This window comes from Caldalkalibacillus salinus (genome assembly GCF_016745835.1).
Classification (GTDB): domain Bacteria; phylum Bacillota; class Bacilli; order Caldalkalibacillales; family JCM-10596; genus Caldalkalibacillus_A; species Caldalkalibacillus_A salinus.
Map to the genome: position 1 here is coordinate 1 of NZ_JAERVL010000031.1, position 22,676 is coordinate 22,676.

Below are 22,676 nucleotides of genomic sequence, written 5' to 3' on the forward strand. Positions count from 1 at the left end.
GAGTCAATAACTGGTGAGGGTGTTGAGGATGTGGCTGTAGAATCTTCACCATTATGACTAGAAAATTGTATAAGAGATGATAAAGCCGCTTGTTGTGCACGGGAGTTAAGGTATACAGCATAAAAGTCACGCTCGACAGGAAGCGTGATTAACGACTTTACACGTCCACTCTCTTTTCCCGGCTTGGCTGCCATTTCGGATACGATACCGTAACCTAAACCGGCTTCGACCATAGCGAGTACGGACTCTGTATTTTGGACTGTGGCCACACACTTTAAAGCGTCTACTGAATGGCCTAGAGCTTGTACGCCCTGTTTGGCCGCTCTCCACGTACCTGATCGGTCGCTACGAAAAATAAATGGCGCTTTTTTGATCTCTTCAAAGTCGTCGATACTCTCACTGTCTTTTGGGCCAATCACAACCAAACGGTCTGTTGCGATTAACCGCGAACCAAAGCGTTCATCCTCTGGTGCTCTGCCTATAAAGCCGATATCCAACTTTTGTTCCTTCACTAAGTCTAAGACCTCATCAGACTCGTGCACTGACAACTGAACTTCTATACGTGGATACTCGGCAAGGAAGTTTCTGAGTATTTGGGGTATCAGGTAGGTACCCGGAATCGTGCTGGCGCCAATTTGGAGTAAGCCTGTCAGCTCGCCTTGAAAAGCTTGGCATGTTAAAAGTAACTCCTCCCATTCCCTCATGAAAGAAGACGCTTTATGATACACTCTGCGCCCAACCTCTGTCGGTTCAAGTGTCGCTCGGTTAAGTAATGGTACACCTAGTTCTTTTTCTAGCGTTTGAATCTGTTTGGAAACAGCAGGCTGACTCATATCCTGAATTTGTGCCACAGTGGAGAAACTACGGTGCTCCACTACAAGCATAAACGTCTTAATTCTCTTTACGTTCATAAACCATCAATCCCCTCTGAAAACGCTCCCTAATTTCTTCTCAACCTATTGTAACGCTTTATGAATCCATATTGCAGCTTGTGACCCCTCTCCCATAGCAACAGTAACTTGCTCGGCATGGGCCACCATGTCTCCCGCTGCCCACACTCGGGGCACATTTGTCATTTTTGTTCTTGGATCCGTTTGTACATGCTTATTTTCAAGGCGTTCGACACCTAACTGTTTAGCCAAATCTGTTTTGACCTGATTACCTCCGAAGGCCAAAAACCCTCTCTCCGCCGTCACTTGTTGCCCGCTTTTAAGCTTAACACCAGCAAATTGCCATTCCGATTCAGTTAAGATATGGTCCACTTCTTCATTGACCACTGCAATCCCTTTTTGTTGTAGATCTTTATCATGTTTTTCATTTATGAATTTCTGTTCATGATTGATATATATCAATTCATCAGTCCAACTTCTCAATGTTAATGCCATTTGGGCACCTGAATCACCTGCTCCTAATACAATTGTTTTCTTCTGTTTAATTTCGTAACCGTCACAATCAGGGCAAATGTACACGGTTATTCCCAGGCAGGGCTTAAGCTCAGGCCATTCTGGCATCCGATCTAATACGCCCGTCGCCAACAATAATGTTTTAGCTCTTTCTGTGCGACCTTGTTTGGTTTTTAGCTCGAATGCTCCGTCTGATGTCTTCTTTGCCTGCGTTACTTCATCAGTCACAAATGCTACACCATACTGAGCTGCTTGCTTTCTACCAAGCTCCCGCAACGCTTCGCCACTGACCCCATCTGGGTAGCCCAAAATATTATGGTAAGCCCGACAAAGAGTCGACCTCCCGTAACCTGCATCAATGACGAGTACTTTATGCTCATATCTGCCCAATTGGATAGCTGCTTGTAGACCGGCAATACCTCCTCCAATAATCATACAATCATAACACACGTGATACAGCCCCCCTTTCCCTATCTTACTTTTATTATGAGCCCGATTGTCCTTCGCTACTCTGAAACAATTTGTCTATGAGCAGTCATGTGGTATTTAGTCGGTGCATACGCCAATCAAACAAACGATCATATACGTATATGGACGAACGTCATGGGTAGCATAAGAGGGTACCTAAAAGACATTTACACTTAACACGGATTGATTAGATTTGTGCTTATCAAGACATCTTTAGGTTAGGGAGTGTACAGAGCCTTGTTAACACCCTTATTATTTGTCAGTGCCACAATCATCACGGTTACAGGCGTATTATATTATTTTAAACGAATGATGGCTGATGTGAACAGTCATGTCCAACACAGCGGTGGTACATTTAATGAGGAGTATATGCACATCGTTCAAAAGCGTTTTCTATTAAGATTTGCCACCGTTGTGAGCATTCCTATCATCCTTATTATTTCCGGTTTTGTGCGTATTGAAGATACGCTACGCTTCCATAAGGTAGATGTCACGATCCCCTTAATCATTGTTATTTTTACACTATCTACGGGCATATTGGGTGTGGTCATAGAAAGAAGGAAAATAACACCTCACCTAGCGAACGCTGAGCATGAAAAAGCCCTTATCACTTCCCTAACCCTCATGGGTATCGGTTTAGTGTCCATGATTCCTATGATATCAGTCGTGGCTTTGTTATCCATGTCAGGGTAAACGACATGAAACGATAGTGCTTCGGATAATCGTAGCTCTCACAAGAAGGAGACAGTTGACAGTCGTTCGCATCAAGGAGGATATAAAGTAAAAAAGCACTTCACGGCTCACCCGTTGAAGTGCTTTTTATCATCACTGCCAATTAGCAGTCGTTTCTGAAACATTAAACTAACCGCTCAATATCACTTTCTTCCTTCAACTCATCAACATACTGTTGAAATTGCTCTTGTTGCTTTTCTTCCTGTACTAATTGCTCAAGATCTGCTTTAACTTCCTCATAAGGAGGGAAATCTTCTTGTGCACTACTGTATTGGTCGTACATGTCCTGAAGTTCTTCTTCAGTAACATCAACTTCGTCCAATTCTTGTTCCCTCAGTTTTTCAATGGTTAAGTTTGTTTCAAGTTCTTCACGAAGGTCTTCTTCAGTGTAGTTGTGTTGAGCCAAGGCTTCCTCAAATTTTTCCTGAGACCCAAACTGCTCAATTGCCGTTTGTAATTCTGCCTCCACTTCATCTTCCGTTGCGTGTAAATCATATTCAGACGCTTTTTGTAAAAGGAGTTCCTGAGTAATGAGACTTTCTAGCACCGATTGTTCAATTTGTTCAACCATCTGTTGTCCTTCTTCACTCTCCACATCCATCCCTTGTTGGGCATAGTTGTCGAGAACCATGTCAATTTGAGAATCATATGTCTCTCTTGGAATTTCTTCTCCATTTACAATCGCTACAGCATCGCCGTCAGACCCGTCAGATTGTTGGCCACATGCCGTGACAACCAATGCAAGTGCTAAAATCAAAGCTGTAGCTAAGCGTTTACCGTTTAATTTCATTAATTGATCAACCTACTTTCTTTACAGTGTCGTTGTCATTACACAATATGTCCATCATGTCTCTACACCATAACAAAAGCTGAGGGTAGAATCAATCCCCTCAGCTTTTTTCTAAGGTGAAGAGGCTCTTCGTGGCAGCACTTCACTGGATCGAGGAATATTTAACAGTAATTATGGGTTTATTCGTCACCTAGTCCTTCATCCTGTTCTACGCCTTCTCCAGGTTGCTCATCAATATTTGCAGGTTGTTCACCTTCAGCACAACCTGTAGCAAATGCGAATACACCTAATAATGACAACATTAAAGCTAATTTTTTCATCAAGGATAAAACCTCCTTAGTGATTTGACGATTTCAATTACACAGTATATAGAAGCATTATTAGGAGACTGTAATGAAATTGTTATAAAATTATTAAAAAACAATACATTGGTAAGAGAAGCAGGATAAGGCTTGCCTAGCTGTTTATGTCATTTCATAGTGTATATACAATAACAAATGTTGTAAAAATACACCATTATACTTTTTCTTCCTTTGAGTTTTTGTATGACTTAGTCTATCATAGTAGATGAATCTTCTTCACATAGACAGAGACTTCGTTGTCCATCAAATCATCTAGAAAGGGTGGTATCATGGCACAACCTAAGTATCTAACAAAGATCGAACAGATTCCTCATTTATCTGAGGACGAGAAAGCTGCGCTGAAAGACGTTGCGCAAAAGTACGTTTTCCGGGTCAATGAGTATTATCTCAATTTGATTGACTGGGCAGATCCGGATGACCCTATACGCCGATTAGTCATTCCAACAACCAACGAGATGAACGAATACGGTCGTTGGGACGCATCTGATGAGGACACAAACTATGTTGTCAAAGGCTGTCAGCACAAGTATCGCACGACAGCTTTATTAATTGTGTCTGAAGTATGCGGCGCGTACTGTCGTTACTGTTTCCGTAAACGTCTTTTCCGCGCAGACGTCAAGGAAGCAATGTCTGATGTATCTGAAGGACTGGAGTACATCAGAAACACCCCCGAAATCTCCAACGTTCTGTTAACAGGTGGAGATCCTCTTATCCTATCTGCTAAGAAGTTACGTATGATTATTGAAGAATTACGGTCTATGGACCATGTTCAGATTATACGTATCGGATCAAAACTACCTGTATTTAACCCCATGAGAATCACCGAAGATGAAGCGTTACTTAACTTAATTCGTGAGTATTCAACTGAACAAAAACGGATTTATATTATGGCTCACATCAATCATCCAAGAGAAATTACAGACGAGGCACGTCAAGCTTTCAAAGCATTGCATGACGCTGGCGCTATTGTCGTTAACCAAACACCAGTCCTCAAAGGCATTAATGATGACCCTGAGGTATTGGGCGAACTCTTAGAAAAACTATCTAGTGCAGGTGTGACACCTTATTACTTCTTTGTTAACCGTCCAGTAGCAGGAAACGCTAGCTTTGTACTCACCTTAGAAGAAGTCTACAACATTGTAGAACAAGCAAAGGCGAAGACGTCCGGTCTTGGTAAACGTGTACGTCTCTCAATGAGTCATACTTCTGGTAAGATTGAAATCTTAGCCATTGAAAATGGAAAGGCTTACTTAAAGTATCATCAATCCAGAGATGACGAATACGGCAAATTTATGGTGTTAGATTGTCCAAAAGATGCAACATGGTTTGATGAATTACCAGGAAACGAACAGTATTGGACGAAACCGGAAAAGAGAACTGACGATGTTGTCTCTGTTAATGAATTGGAAGATACACCTGTGAAGAAGAAAGAGAAGATAGGCTAATTTTATTTTACAATCTTTATGATTAATCATACGATCATATCCATCATCACTAGATTACATACATCATGATGTTAGCACCACGTGTGTTTAAAAAGCACCTCTCTTATTTACAGGTGGCCTTAATGTAAATAAGAAGAGGTGCTTTTATCTACTTAGAATGCTGTCATTTGTGCACTTTATCTATTATTTTACAATCATAACAGGACAACTCGCCCGTTTGGCCACTTTGTGACTGACACTTCCCAATACCATCTCCTGAAAATGATTTAATCCTCTACTGCCGATGATGACCAAGTCTACTTCCTGGTCATTGGCATACTTTACAATCGTCGGTCCAGGCTCTCCACGGATAAGCTTGACATCATAAGGCACACCTTCTTTTTTTAATAGCGCTTCTATACTAGCTAATCTTTCAATTCTTTTTTGCTTTAAAGCTGTTGCATCTAAGTTCTGTAATGCATCGGTCTTAGATATGGCATGATCGATAACATATATGACTTCAACGTGCGCTTCTTCGTTTCCCTTTGCTAATGTAACCGCTTTCTCAGCTGCGCGAAAAGAATGGTTGGAACCGTCAGATGCCAATAATATGCGTTTAAACATTTTCCTTCACCTCTACTTATCCCCTTAAGGTCTTATACACACCATATCCAATCAATGGTTTAAGCCCTATTATACTAGAATACTGTTGCTCATTAAAGGTATCATTTCTGACCACAATAAAAGCCACCTCACACCCTTCAATCATTTGAAAGCGTTATGAGGTGGCTACACCAATGACTATGATCCTAGTGAACCAAGTATCTTTTGTCTATTGCATATATTTAGCGTTTATTTAGTGCACTGAAATTTCTGCATCGGGCTTACGGTGACTTGCTAATTTGTGAATCAACGCTTCGCTTGAATCATTCATTCCTGTCAAAGTCACATCAGTGCCGTTCGCTCGATATTTAAGCACCACTCGATCTATCGCATCAACGGCTGAATCATCCCAAACGTGAGCACCGGTCAAGTTAAGTTCCACGTGCTCTACAGGTTCTTTAAAATCAAAGTGAGCGATAAAGTCTGTGACTGAAGCAAAGAATAATTGTCCGTGTACATGATATACTTTACGCGTCCCATTCAAGGTGTTTGTGATGTTCACCTTAGAGATTTTAGCGGCGAAGAATATGGCACTTAATACGATGCCTGCAAACACACCTTTGGCTAGGTCATGTGTCACAACCACAGTTACAACGGTCACAACCATCACAATCGCATCTGTTTTGGGCATGACACGCATTGCTTTGAGCGATGACCAATCAAACGTTCCAATTGACACCATGATCATCACACCGACTAAAGCAGCCATGGGAATCTGTACGACCAGATTACCCGTCACAATAATCAGGAACATGAGGAAGACACCCGCGACCAATGAAGACAAACGCCCTCTTCCGCCGGACTTCACATTAATCACAGATTGTCCAATCATGGCACAGCCGGCCATACCTCCAAAGCAACCACTGACAATGTTAGCGATCCCCTGACCTCTAGATTCCTTATTCTTATCACTTTCTGTATCCGTCATATCGTCGACAATCTTAGCTGTGAGTAAAGACTCTAGCAAACCGACCATAGCTAACGCAAACGAGTAAGGGAAGATGACCATCAATGTTTCAAGTGTAAGCGGAATTGAAGGTAAAGCAAACATCGGTAATGTCTGAGTCAATGATCCCATATCACCCACCGTTTTTACGCCGCTCCCTGTCATAATGGCGATCGCTGATATGACAATAATAGCCACCAATGGAGACGGTATTGTCTTATTAATATAGGGAAACAGATAAATAATAGCCAAAGCTCCAGCAACCATGGCATACATGACCCATGACTCACCAACAAAGTGTTCAAGTTGAGCCATGAAAATTAGGATGGCTAATGCATTGACGAATCCGACCATGACCGATCGTGGTACAAACTTCATGAACCGCGCGAGTTTAAACACCCCGAATAAAATCTGTAAGATCCCTGTTAGTATCGTGGCCGCTAATAAATACTCTAGCCCCCACTCTGCGACTAATGTAACCATCAAGAGTGCCATCGCACCCGTTGCTGCCGAGATCATACCAGGTCTACCACCTACAAAGGCAGTCACAACAGCTATACAGAAGGCCGCATATAGACCCACCATCGGATCTACTCGTGCAATGACAGAGAATGCAATGGCTTCTGGAATCAGGGCTAATGCAACCACGATGCCCGCTAAGATATCCCCTCTTACGTTTCCGAACCAGGATTGTTTGACCGCTTCATAGTTAATGGACATGACGTACACCACCTTTCTGTCATGTTATAGTCTAAAAGGGAACAGCCCCATAGGCCGTTCTTCCGTTAAAAACTAGACTATAATAACATAGAAAGATGAAATGACAAAATAGCATGTAAACGTACGTCATGTCAATCAAATTTAATTATTCAGCTCCATACTCTCTCACGCTCCTTAATGTGAATTCTTCAACTATAAAGTGAAACTGGATCATTTCTTCAACTGTAAAAGTATGGAGGACAGGATGATCTTGCCAATGTTCGTGGAGAGTGAGAAGATAATTAATAGCTTGTTCTTTGTTCTGTAGCTCGTTAAGCATGTTCATCACCATTCATCCGATTCACCACCTATGCTTGTGGGTGACTATCAAGATAATGCATTCCCTTTCATGTCACCGCTGATTTTTTCCCAGTGTCATGGGGTTCTCCATCAACGAATAGATGATCGACAGATACATGGAAGTATCTCGCAATTTTACTCGCTAAACGTAGCGAAGGATCTCGGTCTCCTCTTTCAATGGCACCGTACATTTGTGGTGTAATGTTGAGATCTTGAGCCACTTTGGTTTTGGTTCGCTTGCCTCTCAGTCGAATCAGCTTTGTGCGCATGCTAACACCCCTCCCATTTTGAATATGTATACTCTTATAATAATGACGCATAGTGTTTCTGTCAATATTTATCAGAAACCTTTTGTTTCAGTTGTGGAATAGAAACTCTTTGTTTCTTATAATGGATTGTATAGAAGAAAAAGGTGGTCATAGCATGTTTGGTAAGCGCTTAGCATCTCTTCGCAAACAGCAAAATTTAAGTCAATATCAACTCGCTAACGAGTTAGAATTTTCTAGAGGTCAAGTCGCCAATTATGAGCAGGGTAAACGTCAACCTGACTTTGCTACGCTTATCAAGTTAGCGGATTACTTTGATGTCTCGACTGACTTTTTACTTTGTCGCACAGAATATCCCGGCTCTCATATCAAAGAAAGCAGGGGGACTTATAAACAACATGATAGTGAATTTGAGATTCAGTTAAGAGGCATTGTCGATCGAGATGATGATACGAAGGCTTTCTTGCAACAGTACCTGAACGCTCCAGAAGAGAAGAAAAAGCAAATTAGAGATTTCACGACTTTCGTATTGGATCAAGAAACTCGATAAAGTGATCAGCAAATAAGCCCCTCCAATGATGGAGGGGCTTTAAGTTTGATTAACCACGGCGGCTCGGTTTATCAATAATCCCTTTTTTAATCGCTTCTTTAACAGCCTCTTGACTTCGGCTGACACCCAGTTTTTTAAATACTTTGTTCAAATGCTTTTTAATCGTACTTTCTGTAATAAAGAGCAACTCTTGAATTTGTTTTTTTGTTTTCCCTTTTGAAACCAGTGTAAGAACCTCTTTTTCGGATCTCGTCAATAGGCTTTCAAACTCTTTTTTTCTCGCCATCCTTATTTCTTGTTTAATTTTCTTAGCAATAGAAGCGTGAATAGAAGACTGATCGTGATAGGCATCACGCACAGCTTTGGGTATGTCTTTATAGTGATTCTTAGTTATATAGTTATCAACCCCTTCAGCTATTGCGTGTTTGATGACTTCAACATCCTCAAGATTGGTTAACATAATAATCTTAGCCTGCTCATCATGCTCTAATATCTCAGCGGCAACCTCAATGCCATCGAGTTCATTTTCCATTAAATTAATATCAATCAGCATGACGTCTACATCAATGGATGTCGCTAACCTAATAGCTTCTGCCTTATTCGTTGCCGTTGCAGTGACGGTCAAGTCGACTTCACGATGAATGTAATCAGTGAGGCATTGTAGCCATGTTGGATCGTCTTCAACTAATAAGATCTTTATTCTGTTCAACGGTTCCATCTCCCTTTCCCTTATAATCAGTAAGCGAATGGACGGTTTGATGAACGATTCTCTTACGCGGAATATGGACATAAACGGTTGTACCATGCCCTATCTCACTATGGATTTGTACACTCCCGCCATGTTTGATCATCACTTTGTGACAATAGCTCAAACCAAGACCGTAGTTACGAGATTTATTCTTTGTGGAGAAAAAAGGGTCAAATATAACAGATAGGTTTTCTTTGGAAATCCCCACGCCTTCGTCTCGTACCACAATAACTAGATCTTTTTTGGTCTCGTCAATATCGATATATATAGTACTTCCTTCAAGCGCCGCCTCTATGGCATTGTGTAAAATATTCGATAATACTTCCTGTAGATGTACGTTATCGACATACACCTCAACGTCCCCTTCATATAGTTTAACAACGTTCATCTTTTGTTGGGTCAGTATTGTATCTAATCTGATGAGCACCTGATTAAGACAATCTTCTAGACTTACATTGGCTTCATGGAGTGTAAAGTCTTTCAATAGGTCCTGTATTCTATCTACCATATTCAACACGTGCTCTGAGGACATCATCAACTGCTCTGCATCCTGGGCTATTTGGGGTTGTTTTTCTTTTTCGGCCGTGTATTTAATTTTATCGGCTAGGATGTTGATTTTCCCAATTTCGTTTTTAATAGTATGGTTTAATATTGACGTGCCAGAGTGCAACGAACGCATGGTGTGATCGACATCGTCATGCTTTTCAAATTTTAATTTCACTCCCAAAACACCATGTTTGGCACCAAACACAATAAAAGCCACAAATATTAATACGATGACAAACGTATTATATCGCCAGACTTCCTCAATATGAAAACTTCTTAAGATATAATTGGTTATAGCGTAAGAAACGACGGGTGTGACAATCACGATGTTGGTAAATAATCTGCTCGTACGCTTGAGTGGGTTTTTTTCCGTTATAAATTCATAGATGAGGAGAGCACTCCCTATGAAGGTATAGGGGACAGCCCAAAACAAAAAGACAAAGAAGTTATACTCTAATGTTGGGAATAACGGTGTGACGTAGAATGTGTACCCCACCGGGAGTATGAGGAGAATCTTCAACCGACGCTTCATTTTCTCTGTGAAACGACGGCTGGAAACAATCGCAAAAACAATAAAGGCGTAAGGCAACCCACTTAAACAAATAATGGACGTGATCGTCTCGGTAATGGCCAAGGAACGCAATAACAAACCTTGTTCCACGCCCTGAGTTTGGAGATACGGAATGACGGTTTCTCCAACAAAGACTGAGAAACCTGCTAGTCCACCAACAAAAGCTGTTAAGCTTGCCCATCTGGTAGGCTCACGTTTGGGATCCGTCCATATGAGGATGGCCGCAATAATCCATAAGGATACGAATATAAATAACATAAGATCACCTAATATACACTTTATCTTAAGTATATTAGAGTTTACACAAAAAGCAACGCTTCAGTACAGTTGTGTGAGAAAATCTAAAACCCAAATAGCCCCTTCTGTTAAACAAAAGAGGCGCTGTGAGGCTCATTTAAGTATTTTCTGAATGATGAAAAATATCTTTAGTTATATTCAACTATTTTCATAGGCATTTGATTTTTGCCCTGCGTTGTGTATATATCGCCGATATATATATGAGGATCGTGTCAGTGGTGATTCATTTTTTTCCACCATTTTGTAAATGCTTTAATTCCCTGATCCATACTGACCCTCGGTTCATAACCGAGCTCTCTTTTGGCCGCCGTAATATTGAGAGTTTGGCTCTTTGAAATCATACCCACACAATATCTCGTGAAAGGCGGTCTCTTCTTCAAAAATGTCTTATTTGCGAGTTCAGTAAAACCTGCTAAGATATACGCTTCAGCATAACTGACAGGCTTGGTATTCAACCGCTCATCGAGTTCCTTGAATACCCGTTCTAGTAGGTCATAGAGATATAAGGATTCTCCGTTACTGATGTTATATTTTTTCCCTAGAGTCTCCTCTGGTGCAGCCATACATAACAAAAGAGCATCGACCACGTTATCCACATAAGTAAAATCTACTACGATTTTTCCACCCTCAATGATCGGGATACGAGAACGATTTAACGATATGAGACGAGCCAAAACTGTATCACAAGAAGGTCCAAATATCGTCTTTGGACGGATTGTAATAACAGGTAGGCCCTGTACAAAGGCCTGGTCGATAGACTGTTCAGCAAGAAGTTTTGTTTTGGCATACGCATTAACAGGGCGTTTGGGTAGGGGCTCATTCTCTGAAATATATAAACGGTGAGTATAGTTAAAGTAAATACTTGGACTGGATACGTGAATGAGGCGTTTGACGTTGTGTTGTCTACAACCTTCAATGATATACTGTGTGCCTAACACATTTTGAGCATAGAAGTCTCGATACTTCCCCCATGAAGAACATAACTCATCGCAGTGGAAAACATAGTCTTGTCTCTGACAAGCGTCCAGCACTTGCTCTCTATCATCCAGAGAGCAGGATAAGTACCGTATTTCTCCCTTATGTTCGTGATCATGCCCCATAGGATGGTCAACAGTAGCCTGATCCTGATCCTTATCATACCTAAAATTTCCTTTTGACCCTTCCTCATTGTTCTTTTGTCCGGCCACATCAAAATCTTTTGTCTTAGTTCGTTTACCGTGCTTACTTAATTTGCCGTTCTTATCAAGTAGATCGTTACCCATAAGCAACGTCACATGATAACCTTTTTGGGAAAGCCGTTGTGCTAAGCTCTTGCCAAGTAATCCTGTTCCCCCCGTAACTAGAATATTCATTCTCACCATTCCTTTATTTCTAAACCTCGGACCACGGCTGTTTAAGGTCACAACCTTTTCCAATGTTATGCGTTAAAGTAAAATCCCAGATTTAGGAATATTCAATAATAAACTCTTGTTATAATTTGTCGTTATTTATACTTTACACGCTCTTTAGGTCGAATGGGAGGTGAGTTTTTACCTAGAACTTCTCCTTTTTAGTTCTATATTCATATAGAACTACACACACTAGGCCAATGCGCAGGTGTCTTAAATCTCAATTTAGACACACCTTTTACGTGCGAAAAAATGTGCGTAAAACGATGTAAAGCCTCTACAAGAGTACTATCATTAATATAATCTTTTTGTGTAACTTTCGCCTAGATATGCTTCAACCTCTTGAGGTGTAAAGTCAGGAAGGTTTATATGAGCTGATAATATTTTAGGAATGGACGGCAGATCGTCCTGGTTAGGCCAAACTTGATGATGCCAAAGGTTAGCGCGTTTGAAGGCTTTAGCACAGTGGATAAAACATTCCTCCACTTCAACTATAATACCTAGCTTCGGCGTGACACCTTGTACGGCCATGTGTTCTAACAGTGACGTTTGTTTTGTAATATAAGCTTTCCCGTTGATACGTAAAGTCTCCCCTAAGGCTGGGATAACAAATACGAGACCAGTATGAGGATTTTGTAAGATATTTCTCATAGTATCCATTCTTTTATTTCCACGACGATCAGGGATCATGAGGTGTTTTTCATCGTAAACGTGAACAAACCCTGGCTCGTCTCCTCTAGGAGAAACGTCGCATCTTCCGTTGCCGTCAGCAGTAGAAATAAATAATAAAGGCGACTTTGCGATAAAAGACTGACAATGCTCGTCCAAAATCGGGACGGTTTTTCTTTTGATTTTTTCTGAAGGCTCGCCTACTAGCGTTCTGAGCTCTTGCTCTGTGTGAACGATGTCTGCAGGTGAAAGGGCTGGCATTGAGGACATTGTTTTTCTCCCTTCTGAATGACATATATGAATAAAGTAAGGTTGCCTAACAACACAACACTTAGATAATCATTTATTCGTTACTTCTGACCATTATCCCTTTTTCACCAAAACAAAAATACCCCCTTCTGATCGAAAGGGGTCAAATGGTGATAACTTATAAAAACCTGCGATGCACCTTTTTTCCGTCGTGCGTAAAAATGACTTCTCTATCTTCAATTATGGTGCGTATATGCACGGGGCGATCCCACAGTGTGTTGAGATAGGGTAATGTTTTTTCCACATACTTAACGTCGAGTTCCATCCCTTCGAAGTAATGTTGAATTAATAGTTCCCCTTTGTGTAAGTAGTCCCCGTCTTCTACCATGAGATATGGAAAACCACCATTCACCCTCATGCTCACAAGTTGATCACGTACACTCTCCCAGTCTTTCTCTACTATCGTGTAATCTTGACCTTTTTTCTGAAATAAATACAGATCTAAGTCCTCCACAAGGTCCTTTGTCAGATAATTGCGAATAAAGGAGATGTCCCCCTCTATCTCTCGAGCTTCAAAGATTTTATTTCGTCCTTCTCCTGGTTTTGCACCTGTGCGTTCCTGTTCTTCTTTTGTGGGTTTATCCCAGCGACGTTCGATGTCTTCAAACATTTTGTAACCTAGATGGTAAGGGTTAATATTGGTTGTTGACGGTGCTAATACTGACGCATTTAGCTTAGCAAACTCAATCGTTTCTTCTTCGGTAAGGTTTAATTCCCTCATAATACGCACATGCCAGTATGATGCCCAACCTTCATTCATTATTTTTGTCTCTAATTGAGGCCAAAAATACAGCATTTCATTTCGCAAAATAGTGAGAATGTCTCTTTGCCACTCTTCAAGATGAGGGCTGTGTTCAATCATAAAAAGTAACAAGTCTTTCTCCGGCTGAGCAGGAAACTTATTACGTTTTCTTTTCTGTAGATCCTCCTGATGTCGATCCACGTCCTCATCCAAGCTCCAGAGATCATCATAAGGGCCTCTAGGTTTATCTTTCTTCTTCAACGCTTCTTCAACTTTACGGTCTTTCTCTTCAAGCTTTTTACTCCATTGCAGTTGTGGTTTTAGAATAGACGGTTCGATGTGTTCTTGTATAGCTAGGCCAGCATCTAATATACGCTCCACTTCTTCTCTTCCGTACTCCATCTCATAATGACGAATACGTTCAGCACTAGCGGCCATGCTTTCAACCATATCTCTAGAGGTATTAGAAAATCGAACATTATTCTTGAAAAAATCACAATGGGCGAGGACATGAGCGACAATCAGTTTATTTTGAATCAGGCTATTTCCGTCTAATAGAAAGGCGTAGCAGGGGTTACTATTGATGACTAACTCGTAAATCTTACTCAGACCGAGGTCATACTGCAGCTTCATTTTGTGAAAGGCTTTCCCAAAGCTCCAATGCGAGAATCGTGTCGGCATACCGTAGGCTCCGAAAGTGTAGATAATATCCGATGGACATACTTCATATCTCATAGGATAAAAATCTAGGCCGAAACCCTCAGCAATCTCCGTAATCTCTTCGATTGCTTTCTCTAGCTCTTTGCGTTCCGTTGGGTTCATGCAATTCCACCTGCCTCATTTTACAAACTTAAGCACACCGATAAGTGTAGCGCCCTAATTGTAGCCACCATGCTAACGTCGTATTAATATACTATGATGGTGACAAAGGGTTATGCTACACTTAAAAGTGACGACATTGTATTTAAAGATGAGGCTAAAGTAGTATGCACCGTAGAGCCTGAGAAATGCTAACCATTCGGATGAACTTTATTCTCATAAATCGGTGTACCTGTGACCTTGATATCATTGCCGACCATGGATACGGTTACCTGCCCTAATTGAAACGCTTGTCCCATATCCTCTATTTCTAGTCCTTTAAAAGAAGTCAGGGCATCTGTTCCGCCTAGTATTTTAGGCGCTATATAGGTAACAACTCTGTTCACGAGATGTTGTTTTAAAAATGCCCCGTTGATTTGACTCCCCCCTTCAACTAATACAGAAGTGATATGTTTTTGAGCTAATACTTTAAGGACTTGATCTAAATCAACTTGTGAGTCAGCACCGGTGACAATGACCTCACACCCCATTGAAGTTAATCTTTCCTTTTTCTCAACGTTGGCGTTTTCAGTTGTAAATATCATCACCGGCGCTTTCCCATCATTTATTACTGTTGCATCATCAGGTATGCGAAGAGAGGAATCTAAAATGACGCGTACAGGATGTCTACCTTCACCTGAAGGAAGACGTGTCGTTAACTTGGGATTATCCGCTATCACCGTTCCTACGCCTACCAGTATAGCATCATGATGATGTCTTAGCTGATGAACCTCTTCTCTAGCCTTGTCACCAGTCACCCACTGGCTGTGTCCGGTGTGGGTTGCTATTTTGCCATCTAGGGTACTGGCTGTTTTTAGGGTAACAAAAGGGCGCTGTGTTTTTTTAAAGTACTCATACCATTCGTTTAGCTGTGACGCTTCTTGTTGCATCACCCCAACATCCACTTCAATACTTGCCTGTCTTAATGTTTGAATACCTTGTCCTTGCACTCGTGGATCGGGATCAAAAGGTTGAGCAATCACAACTCTCTTCACTTTTGCATTGATTAAGGCTTCTGTACACGGAGGTGTACGTCCATAATGGTTACATGGCTCTAATGTAACGTACACCGTACTCCCTACCTCGTTACCCTGTGCCATTCGAAGCGCGTTTATTTCTGCGTGAGAACCACCCGCTATTAGGTGTGCCCCCATGCCGACGATGCTACCGTCTTTGACAATGACACAACCGACAAGAGGATTGGGGCTTGTTTGACCCCTTGCGCTTTTCGCTAGCTCTAAAGCTAAGTTCATATAATACTCATCGTTCATTTTCTTTCCTCCAATGGTTGTCCTAAACCCATATACTCTTGAAGTTATTTTTAAGGTTGACTTATTTTATGAGCCGATTCCCAAGGGTTATTTCCCTACGAGAGATGGTATGATTGAAGGTTTCAATTTTAGTTTCCAGATATTTTTGGTTGTACACGGAGACCTCTCCCACAGCACTTTCAACACGTTTAACGTCCACTTGACCTTGTCGTAGATAAGCCTTTTTGTCTGGGTTATTAGTTAAAAGCGTGATCGGTCTTTGACGTAAATGCTTTAGCACTAGTGCGACATCACCGTAATCTCGTTGATCAGGTGCATAGCCTAAAGCAACGTTTGCTTCGGCTGTATCTAAGCCTTCTTCTTGCAACGCATAAGTCATTGCTTTACTGAATAGCCCGATACCACGTCCCTCATGATCTGCAACATATATTAGAGCACCTGCGCCATATATGATGATCTTCTGTAGAGCAGATTGAAGCTGACTACCGCAGTCACAACGTTGACTCCCAAATATATCTCCTGTGTGGCAAATACTATGAACACGCACTGCTGCTTCTTCTGCATGAGCAAAGTCTCCATATACTAGAACGGAACTTTGTTGCAGCTGAGCCAAATTTTTTTGAGGCAGCTCCTCTATTAATTCTTTTGGATCTTCTGTCATATTATCCTCTTTCAACCATGTATACCACTTGAGAGTATGATCTTCACCTTTTAGTTTCACTGGTAGATTAACTGGCCCAAAAAGATACAAAGGATGGCCATCATCGTCATAAAGTAAAGATAAACGGGAAGCCAATGTATCTTTTATTTGCTGCTCATAAGTTATCTTCATGATAAAAAAACCTACTTTCTATTGTATTCGTTGTGCCATAGCCAGTATTTTCTTAACAATGGTCAGGTTTGAATCAACGACATTGACACTACCATCATAAGAGACTGCTATAAAATAACGATCGTAACGTGTTATGCTACTGATACCATTCCTAGCTAATGTTTGACGAGTGATGTCTCCTGACTCTAAATCCACCTTGACGATATTTCCCCAGTAATCTCCTACGACGACTGTTAGTTCATCAATAAAACTGACTGATTTGAGAGATTTACGGCCTAAATTATACGAATATAGTAGCTTTCCTGTATCAAGCTCAAAAACCTTGACTGAGAAGTCACGAGATACACTTGCCGCGTATTTTCCAGAAGGTGAAATATCAACATCATTAATGATTGCAGTATGGCCTAAATATTGTTGAACAACTTCTCCGTTAAAATTCCATGACAGTAACTCTCCTTCAGCTGAGCAACTCACCCCTAAAGGTTGATATGGGTGTAAACGTAATGCTTTTACAGCTCCATCGTGAACTTCAAGCTTGTCCATTATCTCTCCTTTTTCATTGACCCTTACAATGGCGCCACTGTAGCATCCCACAAATGACGCTTGCTCATAGCCCTGATGTTCCGATATTCTTATGGTATTAATGGGCCCTTCTCCTATTAACGCTTCCGCTGTTTGTTGGAGCTGGCCTTGATCCTCTTTGAAAATATGAATCCTTTGATTATGGGCACCGCCAACAACAAGATTATACTTTGCACTCATCGCCACCCCGTTCATTAGAAACCGTCCGGAAGTGGGTTCAAAAATAGCCATGTCCTCCCCGCTGTTCAGGTCGGCTAATCTCATGTAGCCATCATCACTGACAAGCGCAAGTTTTCCCTCGTGATCCGCAGCTACGTCATTGAAACAAGCGTTACCTTTGACTTCTTCATGTCTCCCAATCTCCGATAGGAACTGACCGGTTATAGCATCCCAGCATAATACAGTACCATCAAAAGTTCCAGCATACACTTTTTGTCCGTCTGAGGAGAAATTTAAAGATCTTTCCCATTTAATCTGATTTTGTTCTAAATTCAATTTAAGCGATAAGGAATCAGCGTCCCAAACGAGTATCTTCTGATCGTACGCAGCGGATAAGATATCTCCGTTAACTGGTGACACCGATACTTTTTTAATGCCTGATTCATGAGCCGCTATTTCACGAATCATTTTCCCATCTTTAATATCAAATACACGTATACACCCATCATCACACCCTAAAATTACACGGCCATGGTTTGTATCAATCGCACAAGTATCAGTTTCGACTTCAAACGGCCCCCACATATTTAAAAGATTGCCAGTCTGTAAGTCCCATACGCGTAGCGTTTTATCATCCCCTGAAGAGTATATTTTCCCATCGTGATAAGCTAGAGAAAGGACATCCTTCTCATGCCCATCAATAACACGCGTTATAGCCCCTGTATCCAGATTCCAAATCAGAATGCGTTGATCTCTGGAGGCTGATACGCCTGTATGGTCATCTACAAATATAAAATCTTCTACATCATCACTATGTCCATACAATGTTTTTTCTAAATTAAATGTCGAAAGATTCCAAATTTTAATAGTATAATCTGAGGAACATGATGCAGCTCTTGTTCCATCACTGTTCACAACAATACGATTGGCTAAATGCTCATGGTAACCCAGTAATTTTATATCGTCGGTATCAAAGTTAAACCAACCTATGGCACCATCATAACCTGATGTAACTACGGCATTTTTTGTGGGCAAGTGCGTGGCGCATGTAACCGGTCCTCTGTGCTTGTTAAACACATGTTTACTTTTCGTCATAACCTGGGTTTCACTCATCTTCTAAATTCCTCCTTAATGAAGCTTTTTATATGTTTATACCACTATGTGGTTAAACAACGTGTGCTATCACCTTTTTTCTTGTGATTTGTGACTTCCTTACAGCCTGCTCGAGGTCATATGAGTTAACAATCTTTAACCTAAACGGAAAGTTTAATTTTTGTAAATAACACTGTGTGCTTCAATAAGGTCCATCATAATTATATTAAATATTGACAATTCTTACAATTTCATTATAAAAATATTGACAAAATTAGGGCTAAAGTCCCTTCATTTTTTCAAGGTCCTAGTTTCGTTTATGCTTCTAAACAGCATTAATAAAATCTCAATGTTTCATCCTCTAATGTGACAGCCCCTTCAGGCGTTATTTGATTTGTTTACTTTATTATACAATCATGGTATATATCCCTTCTTTTTCATCATTTTTTTACATTAATTTCGTAAACTTAAAGTTAATTAAAATCAACTCAATGTTTAAAAAAACCATCGGTTTAAGAACCGACGGCTTCTTTGTTTTCAGAAAAGAATGTTTTCAACGCCTGGTAAACCTCGTGTTTCTCTCGTATGATAGCGTACCGGAAACGGGGGTCGTCAATTTTGCGATAAGCGGACATAAGTGTGGAACTTCTATTATATTGATTTACTTCACCATAGCCGAACATGTTTGAGATATCCATTAATTTTTTTACCAGCTTCAAACAACGTTCGTTATCCGATGTCAGGTTGTCGCCATCGGAGAAGTGGAAAGGATAGATGTTGTAACGTTCAGGTGAGTAGCGTTCTTCGATAATCTCCAGGGCTTTACGATAAGCGGATGAACAAATCGTTCCTCCACTTTCGCCTTTGGTGAAGAACGCTTCTTCACTCACTTCTTTTGCTTCGGTATGGTGAGCGACAAAGACGATGTCCACATGCTCATATTTCGTCCGAAGAAAACGTGTCATCCAGAAGAAGAAGCTACGTGCGACATATTTCTCAAACACACCCATAGAGCCTGACGTATCCATCATGGCTATAATGACGGCATTAGAATGGGGTTGCACCACCTCTTCCCACGTTTTAAACCTGAGATCATCGATCGACATTTTCAACAGATCTTTGTCTCTTTTACCTTCCAGGGCGTTACGACGGATAGCCTCCAGAAGCGTGCGTTTTTTATCGATGTTACCCATAAGACCTTTTTTCCTAATGTCGTTAAAGCGGATATCTTTTACTTTAATTTGGTCTTTTTCCTTTTGTTTGAGATTGGGTAAAGCTAACTCCGAGAATAACATCTCCTGTAGCTGCTCAACGTCCACTTCTGCTTCGTAATAGTCCTCTCCCGCTTGGTCTCCCGCTCCCTGTCCTTTCCCTGGTCCTTGTGGCTTCCCATCTCGGGCGACGACATCCCCTACTTGACTGTCTCCATCACCTTGCCCTGCATGTTGTTGCTTATTGTAATTATATCTAAACTTATATTCATCTAACGAGCGAATCGGGATTTTAATGACTTCCCGCCCGTTTGATAAAATGACACTCTCCTCTGTTACTAGATCAGGAAGGTTCTTTTTGATCGCTTCTTTGACTTTTTCCTGATGTCTCGCTTGGTCTTCGTACCCTTTGCGATGGAGGGACCAATCATCCTTGGACAGTATAAACGTCTGGTCCTTTCGCACTGGTCATCCCTCCTTTTGATTAATTTTTCGCGTTAACGATTGAGCAAGCTACCGACATACTTCAGTAAGTCATTCGCTGAAGAAGCGGTGTATCCGTGCTCCTCTACGAGGCGGTTAATCACTTCATTAATCTTTTTCAACTGGTTCTCATCCGGGGTTTTTACGGACGTTGTAATCTTGACGACGTCCTTTAAGTCTGCAAATAGTTTTTTCTGTATCGCTTCCCGCAAACGATCATGGGTATTGTAATTAAATGACTTTCCTTTTCTCGCGTAGGCTGAGATCCGGATGAGGATTTCTTCACGAAAAGCCTTCTTCGCGTTCTCTGATACACCGATCTGTTCCTCAATGGAGCGCATGAGCTTTTCATCTGGATCAAGCTCTTCACCTGTGAGAGGGTCACGAATTTTCTGCCAATTACAATACGCTTCTACATTATCAAGGTAGTTATCTAGCAATGTCTTAGCAGATTCTTCGTAGGAGTAGACAAACGCTTTTTGCACTTCTTTTTTGGCCAGATCGTCGTATTCTTTACGCGCAATTGATATAAAATTCAGATATTTCTCCTGCTGTTCCTTTGTGATTGAGGCGTGTGAGTCTAACCCTTCCTTTAATGAACGCAAGACGTCTAACGCGTTAATATAATCCTTATCCGTATTTATAAGTGCACTGGAAATGCGGTTAATCACGTAACGTGGATCAATACCTGTCATCCCTTCATCATGGAACTCGTTATATAATTCATCCACGTCAGCTAATTTGAAACCTTCCACCGTCTTACCGTCATAGAGCTTTAACTTCTTGAGTAAATCCATGCCTTGTTTCTTTGATTCTTTGAGACGTGTCAGGACGGAGAATATGGCTGCCGCTTTAAGTGCATGAGGGGCAATATGCATATGTCCGATATCACTTTCACTAATTAACTTCTCATAAATCTTTTCTTCCTCCGTGACGGACAAATTGTAAGGGACAGGCATCACAATCATTCTGGATTGTAGCGCTTCATTCTTTTTATCACTAATAAAGGACCGATACTCCGATTCATTCGTGTGAGCAACGATGAGCTCATCAGCACTAATTAACGCAAATCTCCCGGCCTTGAAATTTCCTTCTTGTGTCAGAGATAAAAGGTTCCACAGGAATTTTTCGTCACATTTCAACATCTCTTGGAACTCCATAAGCCCACGATTAGCTTTGTTTAATTCGCCGTCAAAGCGATACGCTCGTGGATCAGACTCTGATCCGTAATCGGCAATGGTAGAGAAATCAATGCTGCCTGTTAAGTCGGCAATATCTTGTGATTTTGGATCGGATGGGCTGAACGTTCCGACACCGACGCGCTTATCCTCATTGAAAAAGATTCTCTCAATGACGACATCTTCTACTCTGCCGTTGTATTCCTCCTCTAACATGAGCTGACAGGAAGGACATAGGTTTCCTTCAACTCGGACACCATACTCCTTTTCAAAATCCTTGCGCAAATCTTCGGGGATTAAGTGCAGTGGTTCTTCGTGCATTGGGCAACCTTTAATACCATATACCGCGCCTTCATCGGTCTTGGTATACTGCTCTAGGCCCTTCTTCAGCATGGTCACGATCGTCGATTTACCACCACTCACAGGTCCCATTAACAATAAAATTCTTTTACGTACGTCTAATCGTTTTGCTGCGGAATGGAAATACTCCTCAACTAATCTCTCAATGGCACGATCGAGCCCAAACATCTCTCGGCTAAAAAACTTATATTCAGACGTACCATCTTCTCTCTCTTCTACACCTGCTCGTTTGATCATGTTATATACACGAGAATGTGCAGTTTCCGCCACTTCAGGGTTCTGCTTCACAATCTCCAAATACTCTGCAAATGTGCCTTCCCAACGTAAACTGTCCTCTCTTGTTCGGTAATCAGAAATCTTTTTTAAGATGTCCATGGGGTCCTCCTCTCTTTGTTCACCAACCTAGACGACTCAATCATATCTCTCTGCTTCTACCGAAACTTAGGGAGACGATCCCTCTGCCTTTTTACTGAATATATTCGCTACTTCTTTAGTTCATGATAATGACTTGTTTAAGGCTTATTACAATTTATGCAACAGGTCAGGTAATAGATACAATCGATTGATGTTTCTCAATGATTTGCCATGGTCGGCAGGATCCGTGAATGTTGGTGTAAGTACAACAGAGACGATAAAAAAGAAACGATAAATAAAAAAGCCCTTCTAAAGACTAAACTTGGGCTTACCCCTGTCAAGTAGACATTGTAAAAAAAGACT

The 22,676-nt window shown here is 41.1% G+C and carries 21 protein-coding genes; 3 read left to right on the forward strand and 18 right to left on the reverse strand.

Annotation, left to right across the window (positions count from 1 at the left end; translation table 11 throughout):
- Both JKM87_RS15985 and JKM87_RS15990 read right to left on the reverse strand, forming a co-directional pair.
- Positions 1-911: selenium metabolism-associated LysR family transcriptional regulator (locus tag JKM87_RS15985; RefSeq protein ID WP_202081380.1), on the reverse strand; the 911-nt coding region annotated here is incomplete at its 3' end.
- A gap of 45 nt (positions 912-956) precedes the next feature.
- Complete coding sequence (locus tag JKM87_RS15990) at positions 957-1,838, reverse strand: NAD(P)/FAD-dependent oxidoreductase (RefSeq protein ID WP_202081381.1); 882 nt, start codon at positions 1,836-1,838, stop codon at positions 957-959.
- A gap of 270 nt (positions 1,839-2,108) precedes the next feature.
- On the opposite strand from JKM87_RS15990, the gene JKM87_RS15995 reads away from it, so the two are divergent.
- Positions 2,109-2,564, forward strand: coding sequence for a hypothetical protein (locus tag JKM87_RS15995; protein ID WP_202081382.1), 456 nt, complete (start codon positions 2,109-2,111; stop codon positions 2,562-2,564).
- Positions 2,565-2,727: 163 nt separating this feature from the next.
- Here JKM87_RS15995 and JKM87_RS16000 read toward each other — a convergent pair whose 3' ends face one another.
- A complete protein-coding gene (locus tag JKM87_RS16000) occupies positions 2,728-3,393 on the reverse strand; it encodes a SurA N-terminal domain-containing protein (RefSeq protein ID WP_202081383.1) in 666 nt (221 codons plus the stop codon).
- A gap of 179 nt (positions 3,394-3,572) precedes the next feature.
- Entirely contained in the window at positions 3,573-3,716 is a 144-nt protein-coding gene (locus JKM87_RS16005; protein ID WP_202081384.1) for a hypothetical protein, read from the reverse strand.
- Between the two features lie 308 nt (positions 3,717-4,024).
- Here JKM87_RS16005 and JKM87_RS16010 point away from each other — a divergent pair, with 308 nt between their 5' ends.
- Positions 4,025-5,200, forward strand: a complete 1,176-nt coding sequence (locus JKM87_RS16010) for a KamA family radical SAM protein (RefSeq protein ID WP_202081385.1) — start codon at positions 4,025-4,027, stop codon at positions 5,198-5,200.
- Positions 5,201-5,383: 183 nt separating this feature from the next.
- Here the strand turns inward: JKM87_RS16010 and JKM87_RS16015 are convergent, their stop codons facing one another.
- The 4 genes from JKM87_RS16015 to JKM87_RS16030 form a co-directional block, all read right to left on the reverse strand.
- Complete coding sequence (locus JKM87_RS16015; RefSeq protein ID WP_202081386.1) at positions 5,384-5,803, reverse strand: universal stress protein; 420 nt, start codon at positions 5,801-5,803, stop codon at positions 5,384-5,386.
- Positions 5,804-6,035: 232 nt separating this feature from the next.
- Positions 6,036-7,508 carry a SulP family inorganic anion transporter gene (locus tag JKM87_RS16020; protein WP_202081387.1) on the reverse strand — a complete coding sequence of 491 codons (1,473 nt, stop codon included), beginning with the start codon at positions 7,506-7,508 and terminating at the stop codon, positions 6,036-6,038.
- Positions 7,509-7,653: 145 nt separating this feature from the next.
- Positions 7,654-7,833, reverse strand: a complete 180-nt coding sequence (locus tag JKM87_RS16025) for a hypothetical protein (protein WP_202081388.1) — start codon at positions 7,831-7,833, stop codon at positions 7,654-7,656.
- Between the two features lie 61 nt (positions 7,834-7,894).
- Complete coding sequence (locus JKM87_RS16030) at positions 7,895-8,116, reverse strand: helix-turn-helix transcriptional regulator (protein ID WP_202081389.1); 222 nt, start codon at positions 8,114-8,116, stop codon at positions 7,895-7,897.
- 154 nt (positions 8,117-8,270) lie between these two features.
- On the opposite strand from JKM87_RS16030, the gene JKM87_RS16035 reads away from it, so the two are divergent.
- Entirely contained in the window at positions 8,271-8,663 is a 393-nt protein-coding gene (locus tag JKM87_RS16035; protein ID WP_202081390.1) for a helix-turn-helix domain-containing protein, read from the forward strand.
- A 49-nt stretch (positions 8,664-8,712) separates the two neighbouring features.
- On the opposite strand, the gene JKM87_RS16040 is transcribed toward JKM87_RS16035, so the two are convergent.
- From JKM87_RS16040 to JKM87_RS16085, 10 genes are all read right to left on the reverse strand, one after another.
- A complete protein-coding gene (locus JKM87_RS16040; RefSeq protein ID WP_202081391.1) occupies positions 8,713-9,372 on the reverse strand; it encodes a response regulator transcription factor in 660 nt (219 codons plus the stop codon).
- A complete protein-coding gene (locus JKM87_RS16045; RefSeq protein WP_202081392.1) occupies positions 9,344-10,786 on the reverse strand; it encodes a sensor histidine kinase in 1,443 nt (480 codons plus the stop codon). The genes JKM87_RS16040 and JKM87_RS16045 overlap by 29 nt, the downstream gene beginning before the upstream one ends.
- 251 nt (positions 10,787-11,037) lie before the next feature.
- Positions 11,038-12,177, reverse strand: coding sequence for an NAD-dependent epimerase/dehydratase family protein (locus JKM87_RS16050; RefSeq protein ID WP_202081393.1), 1,140 nt, complete (start codon positions 12,175-12,177; stop codon positions 11,038-11,040).
- 330 nt (positions 12,178-12,507) lie between these two features.
- Complete coding sequence (locus JKM87_RS16055; RefSeq protein ID WP_202081394.1) at positions 12,508-13,143, reverse strand: pyridoxamine 5'-phosphate oxidase family protein; 636 nt, start codon at positions 13,141-13,143, stop codon at positions 12,508-12,510.
- Between the two features lie 166 nt (positions 13,144-13,309).
- Positions 13,310-14,755: a SpoVR family protein gene (locus JKM87_RS16060; RefSeq protein WP_202081395.1), complete on the reverse strand. Its 1,446-nt coding sequence runs from the start codon at positions 14,753-14,755 to the stop codon at positions 13,310-13,312.
- Between the two features lie 188 nt (positions 14,756-14,943).
- Entirely contained in the window at positions 14,944-16,062 is a 1,119-nt protein-coding gene (gene ribD, locus JKM87_RS16065) for a bifunctional diaminohydroxyphosphoribosylaminopyrimidine deaminase/5-amino-6-(5-phosphoribosylamino)uracil reductase RibD (RefSeq protein WP_202081396.1), read from the reverse strand.
- A 61-nt stretch (positions 16,063-16,123) separates the two neighbouring features.
- On the reverse strand, positions 16,124-16,894 hold the full coding sequence (locus tag JKM87_RS16070; RefSeq protein WP_202081397.1) for a GTP cyclohydrolase II: 771 nt from the start codon (positions 16,892-16,894) through the stop codon (positions 16,124-16,126).
- An 18-nt stretch (positions 16,895-16,912) separates the two neighbouring features.
- Complete coding sequence (locus tag JKM87_RS16075) at positions 16,913-18,748, reverse strand: WD40 repeat domain-containing protein (protein WP_202081398.1); 1,836 nt, start codon at positions 18,746-18,748, stop codon at positions 16,913-16,915.
- Positions 18,749-19,239: 491 nt separating this feature from the next.
- Positions 19,240-20,403: a sporulation protein YhbH gene (gene yhbH / locus JKM87_RS16080; protein ID WP_202081399.1), complete on the reverse strand. Its 1,164-nt coding sequence runs from the start codon at positions 20,401-20,403 to the stop codon at positions 19,240-19,242.
- 32 nt (positions 20,404-20,435) lie between these two features.
- Positions 20,436-22,334 carry a PrkA family serine protein kinase gene (locus JKM87_RS16085; RefSeq protein ID WP_202081400.1) on the reverse strand — a complete coding sequence of 633 codons (1,899 nt, stop codon included), beginning with the start codon at positions 22,332-22,334 and terminating at the stop codon, positions 20,436-20,438.
- Between the last annotated feature and the right edge of the window lie 342 nt (positions 22,335-22,676).